21 protein-coding genes and 1 pseudogene are annotated in these 23,430 nt (G+C 56.5%); 10 read left to right on the plus strand and 12 right to left on the minus strand.

Features of this window, described 5'->3' with window-relative positions; genetic code table 11:
- The first annotated feature begins 177 nt into the window (after window positions 1-177).
- From ACF8YQ_RS04625 to ACF8YQ_RS04640, 4 genes are read left to right on the plus strand one after another with little or no spacing between them, the layout of a single operon-like run.
- Window positions 178-999, plus strand: coding sequence for an SDR family oxidoreductase (locus ACF8YQ_RS04625; RefSeq protein WP_011785673.1), 822 nt, complete (start codon window positions 178-180; stop codon window positions 997-999).
- Window positions 1,000-1,020: 21 nt separating this feature from the next.
- Window positions 1,021-2,085, plus strand: coding sequence for a phosphotransferase family protein (locus tag ACF8YQ_RS04630; protein ID WP_396622708.1), 1,065 nt, complete (start codon window positions 1,021-1,023; stop codon window positions 2,083-2,085).
- Complete coding sequence (locus ACF8YQ_RS04635) at window positions 2,085-2,774, plus strand: histidine phosphatase family protein (protein ID WP_278350015.1); 690 nt, start codon at window positions 2,085-2,087, stop codon at window positions 2,772-2,774. Before ACF8YQ_RS04630 ends, ACF8YQ_RS04635 begins: the two co-directional genes overlap by 1 nt.
- A gap of 14 nt (window positions 2,775-2,788) precedes the next feature.
- The gene (locus ACF8YQ_RS04640) at window positions 2,789-3,559 is read left to right on the plus strand and encodes an SDR family oxidoreductase (RefSeq protein ID WP_396622709.1); all 771 of its coding nucleotides are present in this window, start codon (window positions 2,789-2,791) and stop codon (window positions 3,557-3,559) included.
- A gap of 76 nt (window positions 3,560-3,635) precedes the next feature.
- On the opposite strand, the gene ACF8YQ_RS04645 is transcribed toward ACF8YQ_RS04640, so the two are convergent.
- Entirely contained in the window at window positions 3,636-4,502 is an 867-nt protein-coding gene (locus ACF8YQ_RS04645) for a DUF6279 family lipoprotein (protein ID WP_396622710.1), read from the minus strand.
- 154 nt (window positions 4,503-4,656) lie between these two features.
- Here ACF8YQ_RS04645 and ACF8YQ_RS04650 point away from each other — a divergent pair, with 154 nt between their 5' ends.
- Window positions 4,657-4,917, plus strand: coding sequence for a DUF2798 domain-containing protein (locus ACF8YQ_RS04650; protein WP_396622711.1), 261 nt, complete (start codon window positions 4,657-4,659; stop codon window positions 4,915-4,917).
- A 175-nt stretch (window positions 4,918-5,092) separates the two neighbouring features.
- Window positions 5,093-6,124 (plus strand): fasciclin domain-containing protein, encoded by a 1,032-nt coding sequence (locus ACF8YQ_RS04655; protein ID WP_396622712.1) that lies wholly within the window; start codon window positions 5,093-5,095, stop codon window positions 6,122-6,124.
- A 74-nt stretch (window positions 6,125-6,198) separates the two neighbouring features.
- Here ACF8YQ_RS04655 and dacB read toward each other — a convergent pair whose 3' ends face one another.
- The gene (gene dacB, locus ACF8YQ_RS04660) at window positions 6,199-7,770 is read right to left on the minus strand and encodes a D-alanyl-D-alanine carboxypeptidase/D-alanyl-D-alanine-endopeptidase (RefSeq protein WP_396622713.1); all 1,572 of its coding nucleotides are present in this window, start codon (window positions 7,768-7,770) and stop codon (window positions 6,199-6,201) included.
- Window positions 7,771-8,019: 249 nt separating this feature from the next.
- On the opposite strand from dacB, the gene ACF8YQ_RS04665 reads away from it, so the two are divergent.
- Both ACF8YQ_RS04665 and ACF8YQ_RS04670 read left to right on the plus strand, forming a co-directional pair.
- Window positions 8,020-8,787 (plus strand): glutathione S-transferase N-terminal domain-containing protein, encoded by a 768-nt coding sequence (locus tag ACF8YQ_RS04665; RefSeq protein ID WP_396622714.1) that lies wholly within the window; start codon window positions 8,020-8,022, stop codon window positions 8,785-8,787.
- An 86-nt stretch (window positions 8,788-8,873) separates the two neighbouring features.
- Window positions 8,874-9,287: a GFA family protein gene (locus ACF8YQ_RS04670; RefSeq protein ID WP_014420808.1), complete on the plus strand. Its 414-nt coding sequence runs from the start codon at window positions 8,874-8,876 to the stop codon at window positions 9,285-9,287.
- Between the two features lie 3 nt (window positions 9,288-9,290).
- Here ACF8YQ_RS04670 and ACF8YQ_RS04675 read toward each other — a convergent pair whose 3' ends face one another.
- A complete protein-coding gene (locus ACF8YQ_RS04675) occupies window positions 9,291-10,418 on the minus strand; it encodes a PQQ-dependent sugar dehydrogenase (RefSeq protein ID WP_396622715.1) in 1,128 nt (375 codons plus the stop codon).
- 213 nt (window positions 10,419-10,631) lie between these two features.
- On the opposite strand from ACF8YQ_RS04675, the gene ACF8YQ_RS04680 reads away from it, so the two are divergent.
- Complete coding sequence (locus tag ACF8YQ_RS04680) at window positions 10,632-12,821, plus strand: TonB-dependent siderophore receptor (protein ID WP_396622716.1); 2,190 nt, start codon at window positions 10,632-10,634, stop codon at window positions 12,819-12,821.
- A gap of 177 nt (window positions 12,822-12,998) precedes the next feature.
- Here ACF8YQ_RS04680 and ACF8YQ_RS04685 read toward each other — a convergent pair whose 3' ends face one another.
- The 6 genes from ACF8YQ_RS04685 to ACF8YQ_RS04710 all read right to left on the minus strand — a co-directional run bounded on the left by ACF8YQ_RS04685 (window position 12,999) and on the right by ACF8YQ_RS04710 (window position 19,862).
- Complete coding sequence (locus tag ACF8YQ_RS04685; protein ID WP_023007958.1) at window positions 12,999-13,760, minus strand: (2Fe-2S)-binding protein; 762 nt, start codon at window positions 13,758-13,760, stop codon at window positions 12,999-13,001.
- Window positions 13,747-15,780 (minus strand): Fe(3+)-hydroxamate ABC transporter permease FhuB, encoded by a 2,034-nt coding sequence (gene fhuB, locus ACF8YQ_RS04690; RefSeq protein WP_396622717.1) that lies wholly within the window; start codon window positions 15,778-15,780, stop codon window positions 13,747-13,749. The genes ACF8YQ_RS04685 and fhuB overlap by 14 nt, the downstream gene beginning before the upstream one ends.
- Window positions 15,767-16,696 (minus strand): ABC transporter substrate-binding protein, encoded by a 930-nt coding sequence (locus tag ACF8YQ_RS04695; protein WP_396622718.1) that lies wholly within the window; start codon window positions 16,694-16,696, stop codon window positions 15,767-15,769. Before ACF8YQ_RS04695 ends, fhuB begins: the two co-directional genes overlap by 14 nt.
- Window positions 16,686-17,459 carry an ABC transporter ATP-binding protein gene (locus tag ACF8YQ_RS04700; RefSeq protein WP_121208461.1) on the minus strand — a complete coding sequence of 258 codons (774 nt, stop codon included), beginning with the start codon at window positions 17,457-17,459 and terminating at the stop codon, window positions 16,686-16,688. Before ACF8YQ_RS04700 ends, ACF8YQ_RS04695 begins: the two co-directional genes overlap by 11 nt.
- Window positions 17,460-17,542: 83 nt before the next feature.
- Window positions 17,543-19,330: an ABC transporter ATP-binding protein gene (locus ACF8YQ_RS04705; protein ID WP_396622719.1), complete on the minus strand. Its 1,788-nt coding sequence runs from the start codon at window positions 19,328-19,330 to the stop codon at window positions 17,543-17,545.
- A 79-nt stretch (window positions 19,331-19,409) separates the two neighbouring features.
- Window positions 19,410-19,862, minus strand: coding sequence for a YaiI/YqxD family protein (locus ACF8YQ_RS04710; RefSeq protein WP_011785656.1), 453 nt, complete (start codon window positions 19,860-19,862; stop codon window positions 19,410-19,412).
- Window positions 19,863-20,131: 269 nt separating this feature from the next.
- Between ACF8YQ_RS04710 and ACF8YQ_RS04715 the strand changes: the two are divergent.
- Window positions 20,132-20,443 (plus strand): annotated as a pseudogene (locus ACF8YQ_RS04715) (histidine phosphatase family protein); the annotation flags it as partial.
- Window positions 20,444-20,471: 28 nt separating this feature from the next.
- Here ACF8YQ_RS04715 and ACF8YQ_RS04720 read toward each other — a convergent pair.
- The 3 genes from ACF8YQ_RS04720 to ACF8YQ_RS04730 are packed head-to-tail and all read right to left on the minus strand — an operon-like array spanning window position 20,472 to window position 23,369.
- Window positions 20,472-21,740, minus strand: a complete 1,269-nt coding sequence (locus tag ACF8YQ_RS04720; protein WP_396622720.1) for a sensor histidine kinase — start codon at window positions 21,738-21,740, stop codon at window positions 20,472-20,474.
- Complete coding sequence (locus tag ACF8YQ_RS04725) at window positions 21,737-22,441, minus strand: response regulator transcription factor (RefSeq protein WP_226597827.1); 705 nt, start codon at window positions 22,439-22,441, stop codon at window positions 21,737-21,739. Before ACF8YQ_RS04725 ends, ACF8YQ_RS04720 begins: the two co-directional genes overlap by 4 nt.
- Window positions 22,416-23,369: a glycosyl transferase family 90 gene (locus ACF8YQ_RS04730; protein ID WP_396622721.1), complete on the minus strand. Its 954-nt coding sequence runs from the start codon at window positions 23,367-23,369 to the stop codon at window positions 22,416-22,418. The genes ACF8YQ_RS04725 and ACF8YQ_RS04730 overlap by 26 nt, the downstream gene beginning before the upstream one ends.
- Window positions 23,370-23,430: the final 61 nt, after the last annotated feature.

The raw sequence follows: 23,430 nt of genomic DNA on the forward strand, positions 1-23,430 counted from the left end.
AGTGGTATGGGAGTTGGTACCGGAGGGGCTGTCCAAAAATGTCGGAGGCCATGGATGGCCGGAGAGAAGCGCACATGGATGTGCTTGTAGCGGTTTTTGGACAGCCCCTCCGGTACCAACTCTTACTCCGGGGTAAAAAAGAACAGGAACTCCAAAACATAACGGAGAGAAACAACGATGACACAACGGGTATTTATAACCGGCGGGGCCAGTGGCCTGGGCCGGGCGATTGCGTTGCGGTATGCCAAAGAAGGGGCCAAAGTCTGCATCGGGGACATTAACCCGGAGCAGGGCGTAGCCGTTGAGGCGGAACTGAACCAGGCCGGTGGCGAAGGATACTTTGTTGAATGTGATGTACGCCGCCTGAGCGACTTCGAGAAAGTCCGTGATGACCTGGTCCAGAAATGGGGTGGAGTGGACGTAGTCGTGAACAACGCCGGCGTTGCCTCCGCAGGCTCCATTGAAGACACCACCATCGGTGACTGGGAATGGATTCTAGACATCAACGTATTGGGCGTCGTGCGCGGCTGCAAAGCCTTTACCCCGCTGTTCAAGGAACAAGGCTCCGGTGCGTTTGTGAATGTGGCTTCCATGGCCGGGCTTATGCTGGCGCCATTGATGGACAGCTACAATGTTTCCAAGGCCGGGGTGATAGCCCTGTCGGAAACCCTCAGCCAGGAATTGCGTGATTCCGGCATTCACGTCAGCTGCGTGTGCCCGGCGTTCTTCCAGACCAACCTGGCCAGCACCATGCGCTCGGATATTCCCGGTATTCAACAGAACGTGAACAAGCTTATGAAGCGCTCCAGCATCACCGCCGAAGATGTGGCCGAGGATATCTTCCGCAGTGTGAAAGACAAAGACTTCTGGGTACTGCCCCACGCCAAAGAGCGCCGCATGTGGATGCTCAAGCGCCACGCACCCTGGGCGTTTGACTGGCTGATGCACCAGGAAACCAAGCGCTGGATGAGCAAGATGGGTAGCAAGGCGAACGCCTGAACACATCACAGGAGAGATTGAATGACACAGATCGACCAGGCCGTAGACATCCGTGAAGGCGAAGAGCTGGATATCAGCGCCGTCGACCAGTTCATGAAGCAGGCCATTCCTGGCCTGGAAGGCCAGCCGAGCATCAAGCAGTACCCCGGTGGTGCGTCCAATTTGACCTATCAGGTGGATTATGGCGACCAGTCCTACGTGCTGCGCCGGCCGCCGTTCGGCAAGATCGCCAAGTCCGCCCACGACATGCTGCGGGAAGCGCGGGTGATGGAGGCATTGAAGCCAGCCTATCCCTATGTGCCCAACATTGTTGCCATTTGCGACGATCACAGCGTGCTGGGGTGTGATTTCTATGTGATGGAGCGCCTCAAGGGCATCATTCTGCGCCAGGATTTCCCGAAGGATTTGGAATTGAGCCTCGAAGACACTCGCAAACTGTGCCTGAACGTGATCGACAAGCTGGTGGATCTGCATACGGTGGACGCCAAGGCCGCTGGTCTGGATAAGCTGGGCAAGGGCTCGGGTTACGTTCAGCGGCAGATTGGTGGCTGGAGCGACCGCTTCCGCAAGGCCCGTACCGACGATGTCGGTGACTTCGAAGAAGTCATGGCCTGGCTGAACGACAAGATGCCGGATGACATCGCTCAGGTGGTTATTCACAACGACTACCGTTTCGACAATGTGGTGCTGAACCCGGACAACCCGTTTGAAGTGATTGGCGTGCTGGACTGGGAAATGGCCACCATTGGTGATCCGCTGATGGACCTGGGCAACAGTCTGGCCTATTGGATCGAAGCCGACGACGAAGGCCCGTTCCAGATGCTGCGGCGCCAGCCCACGCACCGGCCGGGCATGCTGACTCGTAAAGAAGTGGTGGACTACTACATGGAGAAATCCGGCTTCCGGGCGGAAAAGTTCGACTTTTATGAAATTTACGGGTTGTTCCGCCTGGCGGTGATCATCCAGCAAATCTACTACCGCTTCTATCACGGCCAGACCAAAGACAAGCGCTTCGCTGCCTTTGGCCACGCCGCCAACTATCTGGAGAAACGGTGCCAGCGCCTGATTAGCGAGAGCACCCTGTAATGGCCACGATTTATCTGGTGCGCCACGGTCAGGCCAGTTTCGGCAAGGAAAACTACGACCAGCTCTCGCCGCGAGGCTGGGAGCAGGGCAGGATTCTGGGCCGCTGGCTGGCGGGCAAGGTGGAGCCGGGTGCTGTTTTTGGCGGTAACCTGCAGCGCCATCGGGAAACGGTGGAGGCGATCACTACCGGTTACGGTGTCAGCCTGCCGGATATGCAGGTGCTGGAAGGCCTGAACGAGTTTGATCATCTGGAAGTGGTGGAGCGCCTGCGCCCGGAATGGGCGGATAAACAGGTGATGGCGCGGGACCTCGCCAGCTTTCCCAAACCTGCAAGAGCCTTCCAGCAGGCTTTCGAGAAGGCGGTGGCCCGATGGGTGAGCGGCGAGTTCGACCAGGAATACAGCGAAACCTGGCACGGATTCCGGCAGCGGGTTGGCCATGCACTGGATCAGCTGATTAACCTGGCCGATGGCGCCGATGTGATTGTGTCTACCTCTGGCGGTCCCATTGCGGTCATTGCCCAGCGCCTGCTGGAACTGTCAGACCACAAGGCGCTGGAAATGAACAACGTGATCGCCAATACCAGCGTGTCCCGTATTCTGTATTCCGGCCCCCGGCGCAGCCTGGCCGTATTCAACAACTATAGCCACCTGGAAGCGGAAGACCCCGCCCTGGTGACATTCCGATAAGCTGAGGGAACTCCATGAGCAACAAAAACCTGTTCGACCTGACTGGCAAAGTCGCCCTGGTAACCGGCGCCAGCCGCGGTATCGGCGAGAGTATCGCCCGTACGCTGGCTCATTACGGTGCTCACGTGATTGTCAGTAGCCGCAAGATTGACGGTTGTGAGGCCGTGGCCAACAGCATCCGTGAAGACGGCGGCAGCGCCGAAGCCTTCGCCTGCCACATCGGCGAGATGGACCAGATTGAAGCGGTGTGGGAGCACATCGCCAAAATGCACGGCAAACTGGATATCCTGGTCAACAACGCCGCGGCTAACCCGTATTTTGGCCCGGTTGAAGACACCGATCTGGGTGCTTTCCACAAAACCGTGGATGTGAACATCCGTGGTTACTTCTTCATGTGTGCCCGTGGCGCCCAGCTGATGAAGAAAAACGGCGGCGGTTCCATTGTGAACGTGGCGTCGGTTAACGGCGTAAACCCTGGCCACTTCCAGGGCATCTACTCGGTGACCAAGGCCGCAGTGATTTCCATGACCAAATCCTTCGCCATGGAGCTGGGCCAGCAGAATGTGCGGGTGAATGCCTTGTTGCCGGGCCTGACGGACACCAAGTTTGCCAGTGCCCTGACCACCAACGAGGCCATTAAGAAACAGGCCATGGCCCACATTCCGATGAAGCGCGTGGCGGATCCGGACGAGATGGCCGGTACTGTGCTGTATCTGGTATCTAATGCTTCCAGCTATACCACTGGTGCCTGCATTAATGCGGACGGTGGTTACCTGACGGTTTAAAAGCTGATCGATACGCAAAAAGGGCCGGATGATACGGAGTCATCGGGCCCTTTTTCGTTGGTATCGCAATCGGTTTCTAACTACAGGTGAGCGCTGCGAAATCTCCGTTCAGCTCACTGGCCCTGGCCAGCAGGTGATCCTGATGCCGGGTATCTCCAGCCTGCAGAAGATCGTGCATCAAACCGGCCATGGCCACCCGGCTTTCGGCCAGCATGGCCTGGTACTCCGCGCCTCTGGCACGCTCTGAGTGAACCATCAGCTCTTTCACCTGGTCAGCAAAGCCGGGCTCGCCTCGTTGCTCCAGTACGTCTAGCAATGTTAATTGCCAGTTTCTTCGCCCCGCTAACCAGATTTCCGTTTGCCGGCCACGATCCGCTGACCAGCTTTCGACGATGGCCCGCTGTTGCTGATTCAGGTCGCCAAGCCATCGTTCAATGCGTTCAATAGTCCGTTCAGAGCGCGCCTGTGCCGTTTTAGCGGGTGTTCCCTCCAGCATTTCCTGCTCCAGCTCCTGCTGCTTGTTCGCCATGTTGTCGGCTAGTTGCGCTACCTGCTCATCCGATAGAGAAGACAGCAGATTGACGGCTACCGGAGTGGCCCGTTCCAACAATTCGGGTAAGAAGTCCATGAGTTGTTCCTGGTGGAACAGAACCGTGGCCTCGCTCGGCGTCCCTTCCTCCAGATCTGATTTGAGGACTGCCAACCATTGCTGGTAACGGGGCAACTCTGCCGAGCAATGCCATTGTCTGAGCGCTTCCAGATCCTGACTCAACTGAGCTTCTTGTTCACCGGTCAGGCTGATGTAATCCTCCACCCACCAGACGACGCCCCAGTCGGCGTACCGGTAGGCCAGGCGCGTCTGACTGCAGCCCGCCAAAAACGTCAATAACACCAGCCCGACGATCCAGCGGGCGCGGCGTGTTCCGGGCGTTGGGGCATCCACTACCTGTACTCCTTGGTAAAAAGCCGTATGGAAAAATGTTGCATGCTCACTAAGATGTTGCGATCCAGCATCGGTGGCAGTGTCTTTTCTCCTACGCTGCGGTCGCCTGATTGGATTCGGCAGTGTTCCATACGTTAAAACCGGGAAGGAAAACATGTCCAGTTACAAGCAAACGCGTGTGCGCCAGTTTGTTTTTGCCTTTTACATGTCCGGCATCATGTCGCTATTGATGTCCGGGATTATTACCCTGATCAACACCGGCCTGATTAACGGATTTTTCCATCGCTGGGCCGCAGCATTTGCGGTCGCTTGGGCCGTGGTCTTCCCGCTGGTCAGCTTTATCGCACCAATGGCAGGCAAAATGGCGGACTGGACCATGGCCCGATTGTTTTCCAAAGAACGCCGGCCAGACTGATAAAGGCACTGTATCGCTGTAGTTCACCTTACAATTGTTCGCTGTAATGTAAAAAACTGTAAATCCGTTTCTCTCGCCTTACCGTAATTTGCTTTCGACACTGGTCAGGGACTGAATCAGTGCAGGTTCGAACCACTTTAACCTGGTAATCAACCCTCCAGACGAGGCACGAAAAATGAAAGCAAAATACGCTTTACCCATGGTTTTAGCGGGCAGTGTCATGCTATCCGGTTGTTGGCTTGATGACGATGATAACGGCACTACCGAGGCTGCAACGCAAAGCATCCTGGAAATCGCTGTTGAGAATGCAAACACGACGATTCTGGAAGCTGCCGTTCTTGAGGCCGACCCATCCATCGCGGAACTGCTCGGTGGCGATGACCAGTTAACGGTGTTCGCACCGACAGATGCGGCCTTCGAAGCCCTGTTGGACGACTTGGGACTCACGGCGGAAGAGTTGTTAGCCAACACAGAGTTATTAAACACAGTTCTTACCTACCATGTCCTTGCAACGTCCGTGGGTGAAGTGAAGGCAGCCGCTGCGATTAGCGTCGCGCAAAGCCCGGTCCCACAAAACCTCGTTCCAACAGTGAACGGTGAAAACGTCGCGCTTTCGATCTCCCAGGAAAGCGGTGAAGACGTGCTATACGTCAACACCTCTCGAGTAACGGGGCCTGATGTAGACGCCACCAATGGTGTTATTCACCTTATTGACAAAGTACTGCTTCCGCCTCCGAGCGATCTCAGTGATACAGATGCAACAATCGGGGCTATCGTGACGGCGCTTGCAGAGGCTGGAGAAGGTGCCGAGTTTACAACGCTTTTGGCGGCACTTAAGACTGATGGCGCTTCCGAGTTGCTAGCGGCAGCTTTGAATGAGAATGCGACTCTAACTGTGTTCGCGCCGACAGATGATGCTTTTGGGGATTTACTATCGGAATTGAATCTCACACCAGAGCAGTTGCTGGCAGATGAAAATCTGCCGACAGTTCTAGAGCAACATATTATTGCCGGCAGTTCGGTCGGTTCTCTCACTGCATACGCTTCGAACGGCGGTACAGTACCTACCTTGGCTGGCACCACTTTGAATGTTGACATCCAAAACAACGCTTTGATTATCGAGGGAAGTACCGTCATCGAAGCCGATGTTGAAGCGTCGAACGGCGTGATTCATGTGATTGATAAGGTGATTTATACCGTCGACTAGTAGATGAACTACTGTGCCATTGTTCAAAGCATGAGTAGTGGGCCGGCTGTTGTTGCCGGCCTTTTTATACTGGCTTATTGAATAGAAGATGCCGGATTTTCATCGGCAGATTGAGATAGGGTCACCCCCACCGGTGGCCGGAAATGCAGAGAGTAGAGTACCCGATCCAGAACCGCCTGACCGTTCCAGGCCGGATCGTTGTTCACCATACCGACAATGGCCCAGGTGGTGTTGTTATCGTCCCGGGTGAACCCCGCGATTGAGCGAACATTCTCCAGATAACCGGTTTTGATTCGGCCTTCGCCATCCATACCGGTGTTGCGAAGCCGGCGCGCCATGGTTCCGTCCATGGCGATAATGGGCATGGAGGCCATCAGGTCAGAGGCGTAGGGGCTGTCCCAGGCCTGTTGCAGTATCTGGGCGCCTTGCCGGGCCGTGATGCGACCATGGCGGGTGAGCCCGGCGCCATTGTCAATCACCATGCCTGCGGTGTTGATGCCCATATTCTCCAGCCATTCGTACACTGTGCGGATACCGGCTACCCGGTCGTCTTTGTCATCTTCCTTGCGGAACTCGGCGCCAATGGTCAGCAGCATCTGGCGGGCCATGACGTTGCTGCTCCATTTGTTGATGTCTCGCACCATGGAAACCAGATCAGGTGAGGTGGTGCGCATGATCAGCCGGGCGTCTTCCGGTGTGCTCTCAAAGCGGTCGCCACCGCTGACAATAATGCCCATGTCCGACAGCACAGAGCGAATCACGGAAGCGGAGTACCGTTCGTGCGGTAGCAGAGACAGGTAGGTGGTGCTGCGGCAGCCTTGCGGTAACTGCCCGGTTACCCGAACCGTTACCTGATGGTGTTCATGAAATACCGGCTCCCAGTCAAAGCGGCTACGAGCAGGGCAGGGACCTTCCGGTAATGCGGTTACCCGGTTATCAATGGAGACTTCGCCCAGATCCGGGGTTGTCCAGGCCTGTGTTCCACGCTCATCGGCGCGTACCTGAAAATGCAGCAGATTCAGGTTGGTCAGATAGCCGGAGGGTTCCACCAGAAAGGGCGCGTGGGGGTTGTCGCCGTTATCCTCGAACGTCGGGAAGCCGCCGTCGACGCGGAAATAGCTGCCATCCAGTACCAGGTCGCCTTCAATGCGGTTAATGCCCATGCTCTTGAGTTCACGCAGGGTGCTCCAGAGCCGTTCCAGAGTCAGTTTGGGATCGCCGCCGAAGCGCACGTAGAGGTTTCCTTCAAGGCTGTCGCCCACCATCATGCCGTCTGTGAGGAAATCGGTCTTCCAGTGGTGGGTAGGGCCCAGGAGTTCCAGGGCAGCATAGGTGGTTACCAGCTTCATGATGGAGCCCGGGCTCATCAGTGTGTCAGCGTTTACATACTGCTCAATGCCGGGGCCGTTGAGGGGAATAACGGCAACACTCAGAGCTTCATCGCTGTTCAGGGATTTGCTGGCGTAACTTCGGATCTGGCTGGCCCAGTGACGGGAGCTGGCAAAGGCCTCTTCCGCAGAGGTCTGTTCTTGAGCGAAAGCCTGGCCGAGCGGGGCGCTGGCCAACGCGATGGCCAGCGCCACTGCTCCTGACGCAAATCTGCCTGTGGCAAGACCTTTGCCTGCCTGCAACCCCTGAGTATTCATGACCGGAACCCGTTGTTGTGTTCTCTTTGTACAATAGCCCATTCTGTGCGTATGTACTATGCAGAAAAGCTATACATGACGTTAAAAAATGGCAGTAGAGTCTTTGTTTATATTGAGTTTTTGTGACATCGAGTAAGTGGCCTGAAGAATCAGTGAGTTAGTATGACGCCGGCACAGGGGCCTGCGGGCCAATGGGCACAGATTCTCCTGTGGGACAATGCAGAAAATGACGAAAACAAGGGAACGATCATGTTAAAAACGCTGAAGCATCAGGTGAATGTGCTGGAATCGGTTGCCACTTCTTCTTTTGCAGCCTGGCGCGGGTGCCTGGTTATCAAGGCTGTTCCGCAACCTGAGAAGCCGCTGGTTCTCTATGACATTGAAGCCTGTCCATACTGCCGACGTGTTCGTGAGGTGCTGACGGCATTGCATCTGGACGTTGAGATTCGACCCTGCCCGAAGGGTGGTCGGGTATTCCGCCCGGAAGCCGAGACCCTGGGGGGCAAACAGCAGTTTCCCCTGCTGCATGACCAGAACACCGGCGAAGTGCTGTATGAATCCGAGGCGATTATCGAGTATCTGTTCCGCCAGTATGCGCATCGTTCCGTGCCGCGCTACTACCAGGGCCGTCCCTGGCAACCGGCACTCGGCGCTGCAGGCTCCGGGGCCAGTGAGCTTCGCGGGATGCGGGCGCGGCCAGCCCGGCGGCCTGAGCAGGGGCTTCACTTGTGGAGTTTCGAGGGCAGCCCGTTCTCGCGCCTGATTCGGGAACGACTCTGCGAAAACGAGATTCCGTACACCTTGCATAATCTGGGCAAGGAACACTGGACCGAAGCCGGCCCGGCCCGGCAGCGTATCAAACCCGGTCCGTATCGGCCCATTCCTGGCGGCAAGCGGGACGCGTTTTTCCAGCAACATGGCCGGGTGCAGGTGCCCTACCTGGAAGATCCCAATAGCGGGGAGGGGTTGTTTGAATCGGCGCGCATTCTTGCTTATCTGGAAAAAAACTACGGGTAACGAGTTTGCGGAACCAGGGCTGCTAATCCGGCTGCCAGCCGGTATCATCTGCGCGAACAGTGAGTCTTCGCGGAGTCAGGAGTGTTATGTATACCGGCCAGTGCCTTTGTGGCGATATCCAGTTTGAATACGATGGCCCAATAGGGCCCGTGGCGCTGTGCCACTGCAGCCAGTGCCGCCGCAATCATGGCAGTGCCTTTTCAGCCAGTGCGCCGGTTCAGGCTGTCCGGTTCCGATTTACGGCCGGTGAGGACCGGATCACCGAATTTGAATCCCGGCCCGGCAAATACCGGGCCTTCTGTAGCCGTTGTGGAAGCCCTCTTTACAGCCGGGTCGACGCTATTCCTGGCATCCTCAGGCTGCGAATTGGCGTGATCAATGAGCCGCTGGGAAAAAAGGCGGCCCAGCATGTTTATGTGGGGTCGAAATCTGACTGGTTCGAGATCACCGACAACCTGCCGCAGTTCGAGAAAACCGAAAGAACCAACGACCCGCACTGAGCCTCAATCCGCCGGCACCATCCGGTATACCTTGCCGTTATCGGAGTCGGTCAGCAGCCAGAGTGCACCGTCCGGCCCCATGCGCACGTCGCGGATACGCTCACCCAGGTCGGTGAGCAGGTCTTCCTCTTCGGTTACTTGTTCTCCGTCCAGGGACAATCGTACCAGTTTCTGAAGCTTCAGGGCGCCGACAAACAGATCGCCCTGCCACTGCGGGAACAGCTCTCCGGTATAGAACGCCATACCAGAGGGCGCAATGGACGGGTCCCAGTAATGCAGCGGTTCCGTGATGCCTTCCATTGTGGTGCGGCTGGAGATCGGAAGGCCCGAGTAGTCAATACCGTAGGTGACCTTGGGCCAGCCATAGTTGTTACCCGCGCGAAGGATATTGATCTCATCGCCTCCCCGGGGGCCATGTTCATGGCTCCAGATCTCACCGGTTTGTGGATGCCAGGTCATGCCCTGAATGTTGCGGTTGCCATAGGTGAAGAAAGACGCGTTGAAGCCGCTCCGATCGGCAAAGGGATTACCACTGGCGGGCTCTCCGTTGATGGTGATTCTGTGAACGCCACCGGCATCGTCTGCGGTATCCTGGGCACGATCCATTTCACCCCGGTCACCGACTGAGATGTATAGATTGCCGTCGCGATCAAACTGCATCCGGCCTGCGAAGTGCCGGCTGGTGTTTGAGCGGGGAAGAGCCTCGAAGATCACCTCGACATCTTGCAAAGAGTTGTCAGCCAGAGTTGCCCGGGCAACCCGGGTGGTCATGCCCTCGCGATTACGATGGGCGTAGCTAAGGAACAACAGCCGGTTAGTCTCGAAATCCGGATGCAGCAGCACATCCAGCAGACCACCCTGGCCCGAAACGACTAGCTCCGGCAGGCCTTTGACTGGTTCACTGCGAAGTTGCCCATTTTCCAGAATTCGCAAACGGCCCTCCCTTTCAGTAATCAGTGCAGACCCGTCGGGCAGAAAAGCGATGGCCCAGGGGTGTTCCAGCCCCGCGGCTACGGTTTCCAGATGAAAGTCTGCCTTTTCGGATTGAAAGGTCTGGTTTGCCTGTGTGGCCAGGGCTGCCGAGACCAGTAAGCTGGCCAGGCTCCACTTCCAGAATTTGCGCTTGAACATATCCGTCTCCGCCTCTCTGCTGTTTTTAGAGATCTTCAGCACCTGCAATAACCATAGCAGGTCGTGGTATTGCGGCCGATGCGAGCCTCTGGAGATATAGAGTTTCGTGATAATCCCAGATCATTTGCATTTGGTGTTTCAAATCGAAACCATTCGCATTAACATAGTGGGGTTTAAAAATGACATGGTCTTAATCAACCAAGGAGCCGTTAGATGTCTCTGAATCCGGAGCCCCGATTTAGAAGAAAAACCCTGATCACTGCCATGATGTGTGCGACTCTGCCAGGACTGGCAGCAGCGCAGGGCAGCGAACCGAAGGCATTGGAAGCCCTGGATGTTACCGCAAGCCGTGGCCAGGTGGCCTCGGAAGCGACGGAGAGTTACATTAGCGGTGCCAGCACAACCTCCATGAAGATGGAGCTGTCACACCGGGAGGTCCCCCAGGCCGTCACGGTCATTACCCGCGAACAGATGGACGATTTCGCCCAGAACGACATCAACGATGTTCTGGAAGGCACCACCGGTGTCACCGTAGAGTCGGTGGAAACAGACCGCACGTACTACACCTCACGTGGTTTCGATATCAATAACTTCCAGTACGACGGTGTTGGCATGCCGGCGGTATATGACAACGTTCAGGGTGAGCTGGACACAGCCTTCTTTGATCGCGTGGAGGTGGTTCGGGGCGCCAACGGTTTGATGACCGGTTCCGGCAGCCCGGCCGCCACAGTCAACTTTATCCGCAAGCGCCCAACCGCAGACGCCAATGCCTCGGTTGCGGTGACTGGTGGTTCCTGGGACAAAAAACGGATTGTCGGTGATGTTTCCGGTGCCGTGTCTGAATCCGGTGCGGTGCGCGGCCGGGTGGTTGCCGGTTATGAGGACAAAGGCTCCTACCTTGACCGGTATAACAACGAAAAGCAGATGTTTTACGGGGTGCTGGAAGCAGACCTGACCGATACCACGTTGCTAACTCTTGGCCACGCCATTCAGACGTCTGATACAGACAGTCCGTTGTGGGGTGCGCTGCCTTTGTTCTACTCCGATGGCTCAGCGACGGATTTTGCGCGTTCAACCAGCACGGCGTCAGACTGGTCCTACTGGGACAACACCCAGCACAACAGCTTTGTTGAATTGCGTCAGGAGCTTGCTGGTGGCTGGAGAGCCACGGGCACGGTGTTCCGTTTGGAGAATGAAAGTGATTCTGAGCTTTTCTATCAGTTCGGGACTCCGGATCGGCAAACCGGCCAGGGGCTGTTTGCCTATCCAAGTCAATACGACCTGGATGTGGAACAATGGGTGGTCGATGCGTATGCCACTGGCCCCTTCACCCTGGCCGATAGAACTCACGAACTGGTGGTTGGGGTCAATTGGTCCCGTTCAGAAACCGAAGATGAGTCGCGGTTCGATTATAACTACACACAGGGTGTTTTCGTTCCGCTGCCTCCTCTCAATGACTGGGATGGCAATTTTGCCAAGCCAGACTTGGTCTATGCTCCTTCGGGCTCTGACTGGACCGACCGCGAAACGTCCACCTATGCTGCCGCTCGTTGGTCGCTGACCGATCAACTTACCGCCATTACCGGGCTCCGTCTGACCTGGCTGGATAACAAGGGCGAAAGCTACGGAGCGACCAAGGAAAGTAGCTACGATGCAGTGGAAACGCCATACGCAGGTCTGATCTATGACATCAATGACGATCATTCGGTCTACGCCAGCTATACCGAGATTTTCACTCCCCAGACTGAAGTGGACATCAATCGCGATCGACTGGATCCGATTGACGGGGTCAACTATGAGCTGGGCCTGAAAAGTGAGTTTCAGAACGACCGTGTGAACACCACTATTGCTTTGTTCCAGACTGAGCAGAAGAACGTAGCCGAGGCAGAAGGAGTGTTCTCCGGAACCAATGATTCTTACTACACCGCTGTGGATGGGTTGACCAGCCAGGGTGTGGAGGCCGAAATAGTGGGTGATCTCACCGACCGAATCCAGCTCTTCGCCGGTTATACCTATGTGGATATTGAGGACAAGGATGGTAAAGGGGCCAAGTCCTTCGTGCCGGAGCATCTAGCCCAGTTGCGCGCTACCTGGAAGGTGCCTGGGGTCGAAGGGTTCAAGCTTGGTGGCAAGGTACGCTGGCAGTCTGAGATCACCCAGGAACAGGGTGTTGCTACCACCGGCCCGAATGCTGGTGAGACCATCGTCACAGAGCAGGACAGCTATGCGGTGCTGGATCTGATGGCAAGCTATGATTTCGCCCGACACTGGAATGCAACCCTGAACGTAAACAACGTTACCGACGAGAAGTACATCGAGAGCCTGAAGAAATTTGGTGCCTCGGCCCAGGGTTTCTACGGTGAGCCGGCCAATGCCAGCCTGACCGTTTCCTGGGTGTATTAATCACAGGGTGGGGCAGTCGGCGCTGCGCTGGCTGCCCCGGTTTTGTTGATCAAGCCTCAAGGAGAGTGAGCATGAATCTGGAACAGGAAATACTCGATGGATTGAAGCTGGCGGCAGGTTCAGGTGCCGTCATAGGATTGATTGCGTTGGGAGTGATACTGGTTTCGATGCTCGGAGCTAGCTGATCCGCTCTTTCCGATAGATCCCACACGTTCCGCAATAGCCGCCTCCGGGCAAAAGATATTTGAGGCAGCACCCTTTGCGCTGAGGGATGGCACACCACTGTTGGCTGAATTCTGCCGGAATCCAGTCAATGTATCGGTTGGCCTCGCATTTGAACTGCGCCAGCCAGCTACCGGCCTGTTTACACAACTCTGCCGGATTAACCCGGTTCCACACCACCGAATAGGGCGCACCCAACGCCAGCCCGACACTGCTCCAGTAGGCCCCTGGACTAACCCCGAAATGCTGCCGGAACACACCGTACCAGTCTTGCATCTGTTCACTGAGAATTCTTATGAACGCCTCAGGCTCCAGGATCTCCTGTTCACTGGCCGCATATTGCCAGCGAGACGGGTCCGCTGGTGTTGATGTTGTCGGGCACAGGAAAACCCGCCGGGGATCGAGTGCAGCACTGCTGCCATCCCTGAACAGCCGGATCACCAATGGTCCGATAATCTGAAGTGCCAGGCTCTGGTGCAGGACAGAAAGCCGCGCCTTGCGGAGCCTCGGATGATCGGCATCCTGATAGTCCTTGAGGACCTGTTGTTGCAGAAGGTCTGGATTTGCCAGTAGCTGGGCCAGGGAGAACAACGCGGGCTGTTCGCGGTTGGCGGGTGTCAGTGCGCTGTCCATCAGAGTGGTAGCGTCAAGGCCGTGGCGGGCCAACAGATTGTGGTAATCCGTCAGCCATTGCGTTGCTGTCTCAGCCGCGACCATGACGGCTTAGCCCCCACAAGAAGTACAAGCCGCCGACCAGGGCGGCCAGCAGCCCCGCGGGTAGCTGATTGGGATACACCAGAACCCGGGCCAGGTAGTCGGCCAGTGAAAGCAGTAGGCCCCCTGCCAGGGCTGCGACCAGCATTTGCCGGCCCACGGTCTGTTGTCCCAGTACCCGGGCCAGGTGCGGGGCGATCAACCCGACGAAGCTTAATGGCCCGATCACTACAGTCGACGCCGCGGTCAGCACGGCAGCCAGCACCAGTAGAAGAAGTCGCGCCCGTGGCACCCGCAGTCCCAGGGCAGAGGCGGATGTTTCGCCCAGGGGCAGCAGTGTGAGCGGTCGCAGGGCAAGCAAGAGCAAGGTCGAAAGGCCTACCACCAGTGCCAGTAAACCGATGGCTTCGGATTCCGAGATCAGCCAGGTGGAGCCGTACATCCAGTTCAGCAGGCGTGCTGCAACGGTGCCGCCAGAGGCCATCACCAGTCTCAGGCCGGCATCCATGAAAACGTACAGTGCCAGGCCGCCAAGCAACAGCTGGTTGCCCGCGAACTGGTGCTTGCGGGCCAGCAACAGTAACAGGCCCAGAGCGCCGAAGGCACCCGCCGTGGCCGCCGCCAGTTGGCCAAGGCGGCCAATCTCAAGCCCTGTCAGGACCATAACCACCATCACCAACGCTGCACCGCCGCTGATGCCCAGCAGCTCCGGGCTGCCCATGGGGTTGCCGGTCATCCGCTGAATCAGGGTGCCGGCCATACCCAGAGCCATGCCCGCAAGGATGGCAGCCATCAATCTTGGGCCTCGCCATACCCAGGCGTCTGTCCACTGCGCCAACGGGGTCCAGTTCCAACCTTCAAGACCCGGAGACCAACTCATGGAAAGAATGATCGTCAGGGCTAACAGAGAGCACAGAGTTCCGGCAACCAACAGCGGGCTTCGGCGGCGCGGCAGAAAGCCCGCAGGTCCGTTGCCCTGGTCAGGCATATGGTGAGTGTTTCGGAACCCCTGAAGTGCCAGAAGGATAACCGGGCCGCCAATGAGAGCGGTGGTGGTACCGGTCGGCACCAGCGAGCCGCCATCCCAGGCAGTCGCCCATTGGGCCAGAGTATCCGCCAGTAACAGCAGGCCGCCACCAGCCAGTGTGCTCCAGCACAGCCGTTCGGTCAGTGTTCTGGCGCCCAGCAGTCTTGCCAATACTGGTGCTGCCAGGCCAACAAATGCGACAAGACCAACCCGGCTCACCACCACGGAGCTCATAAGCACCACCAGGAAAAGTGCAGCGGCGCGAAGCAACGACACCTTTGCCCCCAGCGAATCTGCCGAGGCCTGACCAAGCTGAAGCAGCTGTAGCGGGCGCATCAGGGCCAGCATGAGCGCTGCAATAACCAGCACCCGGGGAAGCAGATCAAAGAATGGGGCCCAGTTATTCTGTACCAGAGATCCCGCGCCCCAGATAAACAGATTACCGAGCCACTCACCTTTCAGAAGCAGGAAGGCCATGTTGATGGCGCCGAGAAAAAAGGTAACCACCAGCCCGGCCAGAATCACGGTGACAGGTGAGAAGCCAAGCCGCCATGTCAGCACTATTACAAGGCCGATGGCGAGCAAGCCACCGGCTACTGCGGCAAGATCAGGGCTGAAAGCCAGCAAACCTGGTGCAAACAGGGTGGCAAAGGTAACACCGAATTGTCCTCCGGCTTCGACCCCGAGGGTAGTGGGTGAGGCCAATGGGTTGCCAAGTACCTGTTGGGTAACAGCTCCTGCCAATCCCAGTGCGCAGCCAATCAGTATCGCGATGGAGACCCTCGGTGCCCAGCTGAAGTGGGCCAGAACGGAGGCGTACTGATTGCCATCAAAGGTCCAGAATGCGGCGAGAAGCTGTGAAAAGTGCAGTTGGTCGAACCAGGGTAAGGCGCTGGCGCTGAAAGCGGTAAGCCAGAGTAGCGCGACCGCAATCGGAAGCCTGGCGGGAATCGTCGGGCGACTGACGGTGTGCAGAGCGGATTCAACGGCGGACATTGTCACTGCCCCCTTCAATCAGAGCGTTGGTCAGGGCAATGGCCAGGCGCTTCACCGGATAAACCCCACCAAAAGGCCAGGCAGCGGGAATCCGGTAGATCTCGTCGTTCTGTACCGGTGGCAGGTAGGTCCAGAAGGGACTGTTAGCCAGACTGTCAGCCAGGCCCGGAACCAGTGGCTCTATCACCACGATGCGGCTGTTTCGTGCATCTGCCACAGATTCAAGGCCTATGGCTGAAAACCCCCAGTAGTTGCCTGGATCTGACCAGGCATTGGTAAGCCCAAGGTTTTCCAGGGCAGTCTGGAACAGACCGTTGGGGGCATAGATGCGGACATGGCGGTCGTCCATAAAGTTCACCAGGGCAACCGGCTTCTCGGTAATGCCAGCCCGTTTCAGGCGCTCCCTCTGTTGACGCAAGGTCTGTTCGATATCGGCCAGTACCCATTCGGCCCGGTCGATCCGGCCGGTGATTTCGCCCAGGGTTATTAGCATTTCCTGGGCCCTGTCGAATGGTCGGGCGTCTTTTTTATACACGCTGATGACGTAGGTTGGCGCAATCCGCTCCAACAGTTCGGCCGCGGGAGCCATTTCGGTGCTGGTGACGATCAGGTCGGGTTTCAGTTCTGCGATTGCCTCCAGGCTGGGCGCGACCCTGGTGCCGACATTGGCGACGCTGTCAGGCAGTTCCGGCTCCTGTACCCAGGTGTGATAGCCGGCTTTGTCTGCCACGCCAACGGGGGTGATACCCAGTAATAGCAGCGTCTCGGTGGCGGCCCAGTTCAGCGCGATAATGCGTTCAGGGGGCTCTTCAAGGGTTAGTGTGCCGCCTTCGTGGTGCCAGGTCTGGGCGGTTCCTGCGATCGGCAGCAGAAAGAGCAGCGCGCCGAGCATCATGGCTTTCGTGTTAATGGACATAGGAAACCCATTGCCCCGGCGCCCGCTCCATCACGCCCATGGGAACGCTGTAGATGGACTCAAGAATCTGGCTGTCCATGATCTCTGCCGGAGTGCCATCGGCCACCACCTGGCCCGCTTTCAGGGCCACCAACCGGTCGCAGAAGCGGGAGGCCAGATCGACATCATGCAGTACCACAATCACGGTCAATTCGCGCTGGCGGGCAAGGCGCTGAACAAGGCGCAACGTTTCTACCTGATGCTTTACATCCAGGGCGGAGATGGGTTCGTCCAGCAGCAGGCAGCGTGTTTGCTGTGCCAGCAACATGGCAATCCAGGCGCGTTGGCGCTCGCCACCAGAGAGAGTGTCGACAGAGCGGTGTTCAAAAGGTTTGAGGTCGGTGTCTGCGATAGCCTGATCAATCAGCGCATAATCCGCATCGCTGTAGCGGCCAAGAGGGCCTCGCCAGGGGTAGCGGCCCAGCGCGATCAGCTCCCGGACCGTCAGGCCATCGGTGCCCGGCGGGTGCTGGGGCAGGTAGCCGACAATCCTGGCGAAAGCGCGGGCGCCCAGACTTTTCGCAGCGTTACCCTCAAGCCTGACATCACCGGTACTGGCTGGAATCTGCCTGGCCAGTGTCTTTAACAAAGTGGATTTCCCCGAGCCGTTGTGGCCAAGCAGGGCGGTCACCTGGCCTTCGTTAAAGGCCAGGTTAATGTTATGAAGGATAGCCGTGCTACCAATGTGAACGGCGAGATCGCGGACATCAAAAAACGCGGACATTCAGATTCCCCTGTTTCTGTGGCTGGCAGGATAATCTAAATGCGAATACCTATCAATGATAAGTGGTGAACAGAATTACCTTCTCACGCCTGACCTGTTTGCACGCGCCACTGCGCGGCGTAGGCTCCGTTATTGCGTATCAGGCTGTCGTGATCGCCTTCCTCAACAATCCGGCCATTCTCGACCACGGCAATGGTGTCCGCATCCACAATGGTGGAAAGCCGGTGGGCAATCATAATGACGGTGCGGTTATGACCAATGTGCTTGAGTGAGCGCTGAATGGCAGCTTCGGTTTCGTTATCCACGGCACTGGTTGCTTCGTCCAGAACCAGAATGGGGGGATTCTTCAGCAGCGCCCGGGCCAGGGACAGCCTTTGACGCTGGCCGCCCGAGAGGCGAATGCCCCGCTCACCGACGGGGGTGTCCAGACCTTGCGGTAGTCCCTCAATGAAGGACCAGGCCTCGGCAGTCCGAGCGGCCTCCATGATCTCTTCTTCGCTTGCTTCCGGTTTGCCATAGGCGAGGTTGTCACGGATGCTGCCTTCAAACAGATAGACATCCTGGCTGACCAGTCCAATGGCATCGCGCAGGGACTTCAGACTGACCTCTCGAATGGGCTGGCCGTCAATGCGGATATCACCATGGGCGGGGTCATAGAATCGCAATAACAGTTTGATCAGCGTGGACTTGCCGGAGCCGGTTGCGCCCACCAATGCCAGGGTATTGCCTGCCGGAACGTTCAGGGTAATGTCCTGTATATCCGCGCCACTGCCAGCGTAACGGAAGCTCACCTGGTTGAATGAAACCTTTCCGCGAACGGGTTGTTCCAGGGACTTGCCGGCTTCATCCCGGACGTTGACCGGTTCGGCGAGCAGATCGAGAATCCGTCGGGTACTGGCCATGGCCCGTTCAAACAGATCAATCACTTCCGCCAGCCCGGTCAGGGGCCAGAGCAGTCGCTGAGTGAGGAACACCAGCACCCCGTAAGCGCCCACGTTCAGGCTGCCTTCCAGCGCCATCATGCCGCCAACGGTAAAGGTGGCCAGGAAGCCGGCCAGAATGGCCATTCGAATGACCGGAATGAATGCGGAGCTGATACGAATGGCGCGGCGGTTAGCATCAACATAAGCTTCGCTCGCGTCCTTCAGGCGTTTGGCTTCCCGCTGTTCGGCGGTGAAGCTCTTGATTGTGGCGATGCCACCCAGATTGTTGGCCAGGCGGCTGGACAGGTCGCCTACTTTCTCCCTTACGTCTGCGTACAGCGGGCCGGCTTTGTGCTGGAAATAGAAGGCACCCCAGATGATCAGGGGAATCGGTGTGAACGCCAACAGGGCAATCAGTGGCGACAGCACAAAGAATACGGCACCCACAGCCACTACAGTAACCGCTACCTGAATCATGGCATTGGCGCCGCCATCCAGGAAACGCTCCAGCTGGTTTACATCGTCGTTCATGGTGGCTACCAATTGTCCGGAGCTGTTGGCCTCAAAGAAGCTCATGTCCAGACGCTGGGCGTGTTCGTAGGCATCTTGTCGGAGATCGGACTGCAGTCGCTGAGCCAGGTTGCGCCAGAGAATCTGGAACAGGTACTCAAACAGCGACTCGCCAGCCCAGATGAAGAAGGTGAGCACCGCCAGGATGGTGATCTGTTCCTGCGCAGTCTCAAAGCCCAGGCCGGCAACGAAGCTCTCTTCCTGGTTCACCACCACATCGATGGCGACGCCGATCAGTATTTCCGGGGCAATGTCGAAGAGCTTGTTGATGATGGAGCAGGTGGTGGCGGCGATGATCTGGCGCCGGTAACCACGCGCGTATCGAAGCAGGCGGCCGAGAGCGGCAAAGCTGCTGGTGTGCTGGGCGCGTGTGGTCATGTTCCGCTTCCTTCTGCTGTCTGGTTGTCAGAGGCGGGAAGGGTAGCGGATTCTTCTGTTTATTAAAACAGAATCATTTTCACTTGCGTGCGTTTCTTTGCAGCCATCGGTCCAGTTGGTCGGCAAACTCTTTTCGATCTCCCTGGCTGAATGGGGCCGGCCCGCCGGTTACCTGGCCGGCGTTACGCATTTCTTCCATGAAGTTACGCATGGCAAGGCGCTGGCGGATATTTTCCTTGGTGAAGGCCTGCCCCCGTGGGTTGAAGACGTCTGCGCCTTTTTCGATGGCTTCGGCGGCCAGGGGAATGTCCTGGGTAATCACCAGATCGCCTTTGCTCATCTGGTCCATAATTTCGTTGTCTGCAACGTCGAAACCGTGGGGGACTTGCCGGCGGCTGATGTGTGGGCTTGGTGGCAGGCTGATGGCGTGGTTGGCGATGAAGGTGGTCTGGATTTGCCAGCGGGTGGCGGCACGGCAGAGAATTTCCCGGATGGGAACAGGGCAGGCATCGGCGTCGACCCAGATTGGCATTTCGGTTTTCCTTCGTTTGTTTGGCTGTTGGTCAGTTTAACCTTTCATGGGGTGAGCCTGTTAGTTTGGTTCCGCGTATTGGCTAATAGGCCCTTGGAGGTTGGCTGGGGAGGTGTCGAGGCGATGGTGCATGGCATGTTCAGGGATGGCTTCCAAAAAACCGCTACGAGCTCATCCCTGAGCGCTTCTCTCCGGCCATCCATGGCCTCCGAAATTTTTTGGAAGCCATCCCTGAACACGCCGTCTGGCCGCGGTGATAATCGCTTGTTGAGGCGAGGGTGTTTTCCAGCCAGTGGTGTCGATGCACTGAGACCGCTCAGGAAATGAATATGGGGCCAGTGACTGAGTGGCCGGCTCTGAATTCATTTTTTCGCAACCGTGGCGACGGCCCGCAACAGACCCGTGAAACCATCAACTTGGTGAATGCCCTGGGGCAGGGCGCGCCCGTTGTGATGGTGTCGCACCAGGTGAATGTGACGGCGTTGACGGGCATTTTTCCGGCTTCGAATGAAGGGGTGATTCTGGCGTTGCCGTTGTCGGACAGCCCGGACATTCTGGCTAGAGTCAGTCCAGAGCGTTGAAGGTGTAGGGGGCGGGTAGTTTGGTGATTCAAGTCGGATTACCGAACCAGACCACTATGCCGGCACTGGAGGCGTTGTCGTTCTCAATATCCAGGCGCCAGTTAAGGCGTTCACAGATCAGTTTTACGATAAAAAGACCCAAACCGTCATCGGGAACTTCGTTCAGGGGCGATTGTGTCTGAAGACGCGAAACGATGTGAGCGGGCAGGCCCGGACCCTGGTCCGATATTGTCAAATTGTATTCGTCAAGAGATATGCCCACCTGGCCATCGGTATGGCGCAAGGAATTTTGGACCAGATTTCGTATCAGCATGCGCACCAACGCGGGGTCCGCCTCTATAAGTTTTTCTTGAGTTGGCCAGTTAACAGAGATTCGTTGAATTGCTGTATCTTTGCTGTTTTCGAGTTCGTTCAGAACCCCACGAACACTGTTTGCCAAGTTCACGGGCTCAGAGGTTAGTTGTCCCGCCGGGTGTGCGAGATGCAGCAAAGCATCCACATCTGCCTGCATTTTCTCCGTTGCATGTCGGATTCTGGCAATTGTTTTCTGGTTCTCATTACTTAACGTGCCTCGATGATCAATGACATCGAGAGCGCCGGATATCACAGCAATCGGAGTTCTCAGTTCGTGGCTTGCCAAGCTGATCAGAGCCTTTTCCCGTTGAAGGTAGGCTGCCAGCGTTTCCAGAAGATTGTTGAGTACTTGGGTAATCTCTATCAGTTCCTCGTCGGCCGAGTACAGCGTTACCGGCTCAATCGATTGCTCGGGGTGGATGTTACGAATCTGTCGGGATAGAGTCTTTAATGGTGTGATGACCCGTGTGGTACCAATGCGGGCCAGGACGAAGCTCAGCAGTACCATGATGCCTGTAAATATGATGTAACCAATGCTCTGCATCATGTCCTCACGCCGTTCCTGCATTGTAATGTCCTGCGCGAGATAGATAACGCCAGTGTCTGCCCGAGTGCGAACGATGGAGATTAGATAGGTTTCATTGTCGATATCCACTTCCGACGCGAAAGGTTCCGAACGTCCGGAAAACATGTGCGGAAGTGCCGGTGAAGGTTGATCGTCAGGGACGTACATGACTGTCAGCAGAGCGGTTTGCCAGCTTTGGATCTGCTTGGGGTCGAGTTTTTTCTCGAAGAATGCGCGCTCCTCCTCTAAACCGATTGTCAGACTGGTATCTTCGATGTCCTCGTAAATTGCTTCGATTGACAATAACGTGATCGTGGCATTGAGGATCCCAATAGCCACCATGGTTCGGAAAACCCGGCTTGAGAAGGATTTCTTCATCGTGAAACCGCGTTCTCAGATATCGATTGAAGTTCCAGACGGTAGCCACGACCGTGAACGGTGCCAATCAGTGACTGTCCAAATGCGGATTGAAGGGCTTTTCTTAGTGCATAAACGTGTGTGCGCAGGGTATGCGTGTCGCCGTTATCTGTTCCCCATACTACCTGGCTGAGTTCCTCGTAGGTAACGAATCGCGGGTGCTTTCGAATCAGCGCCTCAAAGATGCGGGATGATGAACCGGACAGCGTCAAGCTGCCCTTTTGCTGATATTGAAGTTCAAGCGTTTCCGGGTCGTAGGCCAGTGGTCCTGCCTGAAGTTGTTGAGCTGCAGAGCCCTTGCGACGGGCCAATGCGTCTACTCGAAGCTGGAGTTCCCGCAGGGCAAATGGTTTGACCAGATAGTCGTCACCTCCCAGCGCGAAGCCTTCCTCTTTGTCGGTCAAAGCTCCCTTTGCCGTCATGAAAATGATTGGTGTGTTGTTGCGCAGATCTTCTCGGATTCGTCGGCAGATTTCGAAGCCCGAGATCGCCGGCAGCATCACATCCAGAATAACGACATCGTAGGCGTGATGGGCCAGGAGGTGGAGTGCTGTCAAGCCATCGGCAGCAAAATCGAGCGAATAGTGTTCGTCGCCGAAGAACTCTATCAGGTTTTCAGCAAGCGCAGTTTGATCCTCAACGATCAATACGCGTGTTTGCACTCTTTCTCCCTCCTGCTAAGGATGGCTGCTGAATCCAGGGGGTAGAGACCGAAACGGCGGTTTCGTTTTGATGGTCCAACTGGCCGCTCAATTCAAGGAACTTATGAATAACGAGCATCGCAACCATCTGTTCTTCCTCGTGGTTTCGGAACATCGCTGCATGAGCCTGGGCATTGGCAATGATGGTCATGGCTTCGCTCGGATTCCGATTGTAGTAATCGATTTTATCAGCGAGGTCTGAATAGTCATCCATGAGCTCTACATAATGCACGCCTGGTTTGAGAGTGCCTTCCATGAACCAGGTTTCAAAGCGAGGTTTTCTCATCATGCAAAGAGAATTTGAAGCCATAATCCATTTCAGATTTGTTGCAACGTCTACACCTTCCACGCTTAACACGAATCGATATCGGAGCTGTTCGCTAACGCTCAGAAACTCACGGTGATAGTCCTGAACCGAGGGTTCTTTGTGTCGGATACAGCCAATGTTGCAGAGTGGATGTTTTTTATACTTGCTTGCCAGCTCGATTCTGAGCGGGTTGTTAGATTTGCCGCGCCAGACCGCGAGGGGAATCTTATCCTCGAAAGGTATTAGGTCCGGTATAAACCGATAATGCCTGACGGAGTTCAGCTTCAACAACACCGAATTTCCATTGTTGCGGCTGATAGGACGGCTTTTCACAAAAGTCGGAAATGGCGGGACCTCAGTGACGTCGCCAAACCGGTAACTCACTTGGGCTTGAGCAGGGAATCCGCAAATCAGATTCTGGAAGTCATGGCAGTAGGCGCTGCTTTTTCCCTTGAAGTTGAAACGTCCTACCTTTTCTGAAGAAGGTGCTGGTTCAAACCTTTCGCTCAAGCGATTGTAATAGTGCGCGCGTTGCCTGAGCTTCTCCTGAGTTTGAAGCGGGAGCTCGTTAAATTTGTTCACTAAAGCGTTGTGCCTTAGCTGCCGGAATACACCGTCGAGCGGTATTGGTAACGTAGAAGCC

Origin of the sequence: Marinobacter sp. W-8 (assembly GCF_044342215.1) — a bacterium.
Classification (GTDB): domain Bacteria; phylum Pseudomonadota; class Gammaproteobacteria; order Pseudomonadales; family Oleiphilaceae; genus Marinobacter; species Marinobacter nauticus.